Source organism: Deltaproteobacteria bacterium, from assembly GCA_016219225.1.
GTDB lineage: Bacteria > Desulfobacterota > RBG-13-43-22 > RBG-13-43-22 > RBG-13-43-22 > RBG-13-43-22.
In genome coordinates this window covers 1-7,502 of sequence record JACRBX010000053.1, presented here as the reverse complement: position 1 = coordinate 7,502, position 7,502 = coordinate 1, and the positions used below count along the sequence as shown (strand labels likewise).

The 7,502-nt window shown below is 51.7% G+C and carries 8 protein-coding genes; 2 read left to right on the top strand and 6 right to left on the bottom strand.

The window, feature by feature from the left end:
* The 5 genes from HY879_04590 to HY879_04570 form a co-directional block, all read right to left on the bottom strand.
* On the bottom strand, positions 1 to 286 hold a 286-nt coding region (locus HY879_04590), incomplete at its 3' end, for a twin-arginine translocation signal domain-containing protein (protein MBI5602613.1).
* Between the two features lie 21 nt (positions 287 to 307).
* Positions 308 to 637, bottom strand: a complete 330-nt coding sequence (locus HY879_04585; GenBank protein ID MBI5602612.1) for a cytochrome c — start codon at positions 635 to 637, stop codon at positions 308 to 310.
* Positions 638 to 807: 170 nt separating this feature from the next.
* A complete protein-coding gene (gene hybB / locus HY879_04580; protein ID MBI5602611.1) occupies positions 808 to 2,628 on the bottom strand; it encodes a Ni/Fe-hydrogenase cytochrome b subunit in 1,821 nt (606 codons plus the stop codon).
* Entirely contained in the window at positions 2,625 to 3,572 is a 948-nt protein-coding gene (locus tag HY879_04575) for a 4Fe-4S dicluster domain-containing protein (GenBank protein ID MBI5602610.1), read from the bottom strand. The genes hybB and HY879_04575 overlap by 4 nt, the downstream gene beginning before the upstream one ends.
* Before the next feature lie 21 nt (positions 3,573 to 3,593).
* Positions 3,594 to 3,821, bottom strand: a complete 228-nt coding sequence (locus tag HY879_04570) for a sulfurtransferase TusA family protein (GenBank protein ID MBI5602609.1) — start codon at positions 3,819 to 3,821, stop codon at positions 3,594 to 3,596.
* Positions 3,822 to 4,038: 217 nt separating this feature from the next.
* Here HY879_04570 and HY879_04565 point away from each other — a divergent pair, with 217 nt between their 5' ends.
* Positions 4,039 to 5,472 carry a sigma 54-interacting transcriptional regulator gene (locus HY879_04565; GenBank protein MBI5602608.1) on the top strand — a complete coding sequence of 478 codons (1,434 nt, stop codon included), beginning with the start codon at positions 4,039 to 4,041 and terminating at the stop codon, positions 5,470 to 5,472.
* A 352-nt stretch (positions 5,473 to 5,824) separates the two neighbouring features.
* Complete coding sequence (locus HY879_04560) at positions 5,825 to 6,100, top strand: TIGR04076 family protein (GenBank protein MBI5602607.1); 276 nt, start codon at positions 5,825 to 5,827, stop codon at positions 6,098 to 6,100.
* Between the two features lie 208 nt (positions 6,101 to 6,308).
* Here HY879_04560 and HY879_04555 read toward each other — a convergent pair whose 3' ends face one another.
* A complete protein-coding gene (locus tag HY879_04555) occupies positions 6,309 to 7,394 on the bottom strand; it encodes a nitronate monooxygenase (protein ID MBI5602606.1) in 1,086 nt (361 codons plus the stop codon).
* Positions 7,395 to 7,502 lie beyond the last annotated feature (108 nt).

Below are 7,502 nucleotides of genomic sequence, written 5' to 3'. Positions count from 1 at the left end.
TCCCTGCGTTTCCCTTGGCACACAACATACCTCTGGATTTCAGGAAGTTGGGGTGGGGATCGAGTTTCTGAACCACCCCTTTTTCCACTCTGGCGATAAGGCCGCATTTATTGAGACACATATCGCAAATGGAGGGCACTCTTCGCACTTGGCCCCCGACCTGGTTTCCGATCGAAGGAACCAAGGCATGCAGAATCCGAGGTGCCCCCAGGGTGGCCGCCGCGGCCATTCCGGAAAACTGCAGGAACTGGCGGCGGGTCAAGCCTTTTTCATTAGCTGTCGACATAGACGAAACTCCAAACCCCCTTTACTCGCATTTTTCCGGCGAGGGAGAATCGAAGGCATGGCCCCAGAGCTGGGCATACATATCCGTTTTATCCTTTTCGGAAAGAACGGCCCATTGGTCCTTGCATTTCAACTTGTCGATGTTTTTAAAGACCTCATCCCACCCAGCCTGGGTCTTACTGTTTGGGCCTAATTCTTTGGCACTGCCCCCGGCAACGTGGCAGGTCCGGCAATTTTTTCGGAAAAGGAATTTTCCTTTGCGGGCATTGCCGTTGTCCTGGGCCAAACTCAACCCCAAGGAACCGATCAACAGAATAAAAACGATGAAAACTGGAACTATTCTCTTTTTCATAGCGAAATCTCCTTTTTAGTTTTGATGGACTTGTTAGATAAGCTCTGGAAGCCCATTTTCGTCATTCCGTGGAAACTGGAACCCAGGCCACAAGAATTCCTGCTGGACCCCGGCTTTCGACGGGGTGACGGCCTGGAAGACTAATTGCTAACTTATAAGAACTCAAGAATTTAAAATTCCTTTGGTTTGGTTATGTTGGCTAAATTCCCCGGGGCTGTCCCCTTCTTGGCATGACAGGTCAGGCAATCGGCAAGGGGCCGTTGCTTCGGGCCTGGGATTGTCGGGCCTTGCACCGCGGCTTTACTTAGGGCCGGTTTATTGACCGGCAGGGGCCGTTCTGATTTCCGGTGGCAGTCCAGGCAAAGCTGATGATAGGCCCCTTTCAAACCCGGCACATGGATCTGCCGGGGATTAAAGGGCCGCTCATGGCAGGTGGAACAGCTTACCGGGAGTTTTTGAATCCGCCGGAGATCGGTCATCTTCAACGGTTCCCCATACCTATCCCCTTTTTCCCGCGGTTGTCGATGATGGCAAACAGTACAGTCCTTAACCACTTTGAGATGCTTTTCGTGCTTAAAAGGCACCGGTTCATAAAGGTCGCTGTATTGATTAATGACCGGGCTGTTTAAAGGGCGGACCTTGGGGGCATCAGCAACGGTTGGCCGGACCCCGCTAAATACCGGTTTTGCTTTTTTCGCTCCATAGTCAATAATTTCTTCGGCCCCAATTCGGTCAGAGAGAAAGAGGGAGACAGAAAGGGCCAATACTAAAAAGACGGTTGAGGTCCCCTTGGCCGGATGGCTCCCAAGTACAGGGAAAATAAAAACAAAAACCCGGTACAGAAACATCAGCGTGGCGATCAGCCCTAAGGTGATAAAGATCTCCCCCAGGGCCGGGAAATAGGCCGTTATCTTATAGGGCGGGGCATAACTGACCAGAAAGACGTTGATGCGGTTAAGAAGAATACCCAGCACAAAAATGGTTGAAGCCAAAAAAAGCCACCCGGCCGAAGCACGGACCTTTTTAAACAAGACCAGGCCAAAAGGCAGGATGACTCCGAAAAGGACCTCGACGATAAAGGCGTTAGTCTGGTAGGTGCCCTCAAAAAGATAAACATAGGTACCCCGAACGATCATGTCCCCTATCTTAAAAAACAGATAGGTTCCCATAAAAATGGGCATGAATTTGGCTAAGGGGGTCAGCACCTCCATCTCCGGCCGGCGGTTAAGGGACCTGGAGACCAGAATGGATTCAAAGGTTACCATGGGGTATCCGGCGGCTATGGCCGAAAGCAGGAACAAAAGGGGCAGAATCGGGGTATACCAGAGGGGATGGACCTTATAGGGGGCAATGAGCATCAAAGAGCCCAGACTGGATTGGTGCAGACAGGACAGGACGATTCCGGCAATAATAAAAACAAACATGACCTTGCCCAGCAAAGTGTCGGCCAGGGCCAGAAGCCTTTCCAGGACCTTGTTCAGACCGGCCAGAGAACCGGGGAGATGGACACGGCCCTTAAAACGCTCGATCACAATGGGAATAAATTCAATATACAGGACGTTTAAATAGATCATGACACAGATGGCCACTTCAAACAGAACGGAGTTTCCGTTCCAATTGAACATGGGGCTGGTGATATTCCAATACCGGCCGATATCCACCATAAGTCCCAGGACCACAAAGGTGTAGCCCAGCATGGCTGTCAGCAGGGCCGGACGGATAACGGCCTGGTACTGGCGGCGGTTGAAAACATAGGCCATGGCCCCGGTGGTAAACCCCCCGGCGGCCAGGGCCACCCCGGAAGCCACGTCGATCCCGATCCAGATACCCCAGGGGAATTGATTGTTCAGATTGGCCACCTGGCCGATGCCGAAAAGAAAGCGGGCGGCGAAAAAGAAAAATCCCAGGGCCATCAAGGACAGCAAACCCATCACGCCGGGAGTCAAAAACTTCTTTCCGGTAACCGGTGCTGAGGCAATCACATGGCTCACGGCCTGTCTCCTTTCTCCGGCGGTTTGGCGGCTTTCGATCTCTCTTTTCTGTTATTCAGATATCCGGTCAATCCCATTACCCCGCCTAAAGCGGCAAACAGGACCAGGGGTGCGGCAAAAGACTGAAACAGACCATGTTGAATGGCCTCGGTCAGCCTGGGCGGGGCCTCGGTGCCCAGCCTGGGGAAACCGATGGACTCAAAAGGCGCGGAGGCCAGATAGAGCCAGGAAGTCCCACCGACTTCCTTTTCCCCGTAGATCCGTTCCTGATACCGGCCGGGGTGGGTTCTGATCTTCCAGCCGGCCAGATGGAGCAGTTCCGATCTTTTCCCGAAGGTGATCACCTCCCGGGGGCAAATCTGAACGCAGGCCGGCAATCTCCCCTCTTTGATATCTTTGAAGCAGAAGGTACATTTCCGTACTTCAGGGGTCAAGGGATTGTGATATTCATAGGCCGGAACCTGGAATGGACAGGCGATCATACAGTATCGGCAGCCGATGCATTTTCCGACATTATAGGTCACCGGTCCGGAGGACTCCTTAGTGAGGGCCCCCACGATGCAGGCCGAAACACAGGCCGGGTCCTGGCAATGCATGCACTGAAATTTGACAAAGGTCTGCGGGTTTTTCAAGGCCGAAGGATTGGTCTCTTTCCGGCCATAGCGGTTTATCACGGTATAAGAGGTTTCATCCATCCGCCGCATTCTTTCCAGGACCGCCGGTTCTTCAAAGGATTCCCGGGGCTTGGAAAGCCGCTGCCGTTCGTTACAGGCCTGTTCACACATACGGCACCCGATACACAGGGTCGTATCCACCAGGCAGCCATAAGCCTCTGCGGAAGGGGAAGGGGTCTTGGCGGCCTGAGCGGAATGGTCCCTGCCGACTAAGGAAGCGGCCGCCAATGATCCCGAAATTTTAAAAAAGAGCCTTCTGTTTATCTCCATAGCCAATTCTCAGGGCAAGCCCTATCCTTTTTGGATGCATAACTTAAATCGTTCCCCATCTATTTGACGGTCGATGACCCTGTCTTCGGACCGATCCACGATCAAGACAATATGATCGGCCACATCGGGATCCTGTCCCAAAACCTCCAGCCTCTCGCCTGCCTTTAAGGCCAGCAGGTTCTGTTTAAACTTGAGCAGACAGACCGGCCAGGAAATCCCGGAAAGGTCGAGTTGCGCTGTTGAAAGCATTTGGACCGCCTCGATTAATTAGAGAGGTAATTTTTATTACTCGCCCTTTATTTGCAACCTTTATGCCTAAGTCCAAAAAAAAGGTCCCATATCTATAACAAACTGAAATGTAAACTAAAAATAAAATAATCTTTTTCTTCTTGCATTGGAAAGCCATTGATGGTATCTAAACAACTGTTTAAATTATTAAACAGGTGATTAAACAAGGACAACAGAAATGAACGAACAGGAAATCAATCGCTACTGGAAAAAGATCGTCAATACCATGAGTGAAGGCTTCATGCTGGTCGGCCCGGATGGGACCATTATCATGGTCAATGAAGCCTTTGAACGCCTCACCGGATATACCTCCAAAGAAGTTATTGGAAGGCCCTGCACGATATTGAACTGTGATGCCTGTGAAATGAACTTAAAGGGATCGGGAAAGGCCTGGTGCCGGTTATTCGTGGAGGGCCAGGTATTAAAATGCCGTTGTCATCTGATGATTAAGGACGGTTCTTACGTGCCGGCCCTGAAAAACGCCGCCGTCTTAAAGGACGAAAAGGGGGTGGCGCTGGGTGCTGTGGAAATCCTGACGGATCTTTCGGAACTGGAACGACTGGACCAGAAAGTAGGACTCCTCTCCCGGCAATTGGAGGAGGACGTCGGATTTCACGGTATGCTGGGCAAGTCAAACCCTATGCAAAAACTCTTCGATGTGGTTCAAAAGGCCGCCAACAGCGAGGCTCCGGTCATCATCTATGGGGAAAGCGGCACCGGAAAGGAACTGGTGGCCCGGGCCATCCATCAATTGGGCAGAAGAAAAAATGAACCCTTCGTCCAGTTCAATTGCGCTGCTTTAAACGAAGCCTTGCTGGAAAGTGAACTATTCGGTCACATAAAAGGCGCCTTTACGGGAGCCTACCGCCATCGACAGGGTCGCTTTGAAGCAGCCAACCGGGGGGATATTTTCCTGGATGAAATCGGAGATGTTCCTTTGTCCGTCCAGGTCAAATTGCTCCGGGTTCTGGAGACCAAGCAATTTGAGCATGTCGGGGATCACCATCCCATTTCGGTGGATGTCCGCATCATTACAGCTACTAATAAAAACCTGGAGGAATTAATCGCCCAAAAAAAATTCCGCGATGACCTTTTTTTCCGCATCAACGTTTTTCCTATCCATCTCCCCCCCTTACGGGAACGGTCTGAGGATATCCCCCTGCTGGTCAATACCTTTGTCCGTCGGCTGCGGTTGAGAACCGGGAAAAAAATTAACGGTCTGTCATCGGCCGCCATGGATTGTTTTATGAATTATCGTTGGCCCGGAAATGTCCGGGAACTAAAAAGTGCTCTGGAATATGCCTTTGTTATCGCCGAGAAGGGCTTAATCGATCGGGACCAATTGCCTTCCAACATTGTCGAACCGAAGCCGCCCATTCCCGAGTCAATCCGGCCTCCGCTGCAAGCCAACAGTTTTCTGGAGGTTGATGAATTTATGATCTCTGAACCAAATTCCGATGAACCGGGGGAAAAAACGGCCCTAATCAAAGCCTTGCAGCAATGCAAGGGCAATCAATCCCAAACGGCCCGTGTTTTGGGGATTAACCGGGTCACGGTCTGGAATCGGATGAAAAAATATGGGATTGATCTGAAAAGGGTCTTAAGTATTTAGTACGAAAATAACGTTCAGGGATCGGGGATCAGGGATCGGGGGTCGGCGAAAGACATTTTCATTCTTCGTAGTGCCCGACCCGGGCATGAGCGCTTAACACGAAAATAGCATTCAGGGGTCGGGGGTCGGGGGTCGGGGATCGATGGGTCAGTCAAAGAATAGAGTTGCAAGATGCAAGTTTCAAGGTGCAAGGGGAAAGCCTTGAACCCTGTACCTTGCCTTTTGCCTATTGCCCATAGCCTCTTGCCGATAGCCTCTTGAAGACTTATTTTCATGATTTGTGGTGCCTCACCGGGTATGAGAGGTTAGTTAAAAAGCATTCGACCGTCTAAGGAAAGAGGAGGATAGGGCCATGTTTGACGTCAAGTGCACCGTTAAATCGGTCAAAGGATCCTGCGCCGCGGGGTATAAGAAGGGGGATTATTTTTTTGTCAGGGGCGGCCTGATGATCGAGGCCGGGGAACCGAATGGGCTCTGCATGTATGCCTTGCCTGCCCTTCTTCCCTATCTGACCGCCTATTGCCGGGAAACACCGGAGCATGACTGGATTAACAGGAAAAGGGAATTGCAATGTCCCGATACTGATAATGCCGTTATTTTTGGTATTGAAAGAATAGGGGACAGATAAAAATTTCGGATTTCGGAATGCGGATTTCGGAATGGGGGAACTGAATTGCGGAAAGCGTGCCCTGGGGAATGTTACTGAATTTATTAATTCACCGGGCTCAAAGATTGTGGGTCAGGGTGCAAAGCTCCCTGATAAAAAAAGCCGGGAGAATGGCTCCCGGCTTTTATCTACATGGAATCGTTTAGGCTAAGAATTTGGTTTGGACGCTCTAAAGAATCCCTTCGGCTTCGGTGACGAACACCTGGACCAGGTCGTAGACCTTGGGCAAATCGGTGACCCGCTGGGCCGACTCGCCGGCGGCCAGCAGGGCCTTTTCCTTGTCGCCCTTGTAGACGGCATTGATGGATTCGATCTCGAAATTGATCAAAGACATATCAATGGTAGTGTAATCGTCCGGCGCTCCTAAAAAAACGCCCGGGGACTTTTGCAAGGTGTTTTTCTGGTGTTCGATGCTCCGGGGTGTCTTCAACCAACGGGCCGGCCCGACAAATCCACGGGCCACCAACGTTCCCCGGTCTCCGGCGGCCACCACGCCTTCTTTCCACATCTGATGAAAATCGCTTTCCTCCGTGGCCAGGAACCGGGTCCCCATCTGGGCCCCATCGGCCCCCAGGACCAAAGAGGCGGCCAGGGTTTTGCCGTCGCAGAAGCCGCCGGCGCCAACAACCAGTGTTTTCTCGTCGGACACGGCCTCGGTCACCGCCGGGAGCAGGATCATGGAGTGGACCGGTTCCCAGGAGGTATGGAAGCCGCCTTCATGGCCCGAAGCCACGATCACGTCGACCCCGGCTTTTTTGCAGCGCAAAGCGGCCTTGACCGAAGGCATGACGTGCATCCAGATCAGATCGGTCTTTTTGACCGCCTCCGACCAGGGAAGGGGATCGCCGGCCGAGGTCACCAGGACCTTGAACCGTTTTTTCATTTCCGGGTCCTCTTCCCGGACCTTCATCATGGTGTTGACGATCACTTGAGCGATGTCCCGCATTTCGGCGGCCACCATGACGTTGACCCCGAAGATGCCCTGCTTTTCCCGGGTCTGCTCCAGGGTCTTTTGATAGATGGTCCGTAAAATGGTTTCGGCATCGTCCGCCGGATTGGCGCCGCCGGTCCGGCAGAAATAATCATAGATTTCCGGTTGGGTATCCTTGGAAGCTATACCGCTCGAACTGATCAGGCCGAGCACCCCGGCGTTGGCCGAGGCAATGCATAACTGGTTGGTCCCGAAAGGTCCCATTCCAGCCTGGATGATGGGATACTTGATCCCCACCAGGTCGCAAAGTCTTGATTTTATCATGAGCAAATCCTCCTCTTCATTTTATAAAATTGAATGAATGGTTATTTTTCTTTACGACGTTTCTCTCAGGCAACCAGGAAGAAACTACCTTATTGAAATTTTTCGATA

Coding starts and splice junctions, on each gene's coding strand:
- HY879_04585 (MBI5602612.1), bottom strand. CDS start 637: ATGAAAAAGAGAATAGTTCCAGTTTTCATCGTTTTTATTCTGTTGATC.
- HY879_04575 (MBI5602610.1), bottom strand. CDS start 3,572: ATGGAGATAAACAGAAGGCTCTTTTTTAAAATTTCGGGATCATTGGCG.
- HY879_04570 (MBI5602609.1), bottom strand. CDS start 3,821: ATGCTTTCAACAGCGCAACTCGACCTTTCCGGGATTTCCTGGCCGGTC.
- HY879_04565 (MBI5602608.1), top strand. CDS start 4,039: ATGAACGAACAGGAAATCAATCGCTACTGGAAAAAGATCGTCAATACC.
- HY879_04560 (MBI5602607.1), top strand. CDS start 5,825: ATGTTTGACGTCAAGTGCACCGTTAAATCGGTCAAAGGATCCTGCGCC.
- HY879_04555 (MBI5602606.1), bottom strand. CDS start 7,394: ATGATAAAATCAAGACTTTGCGACCTGGTGGGGATCAAGTATCCCATC.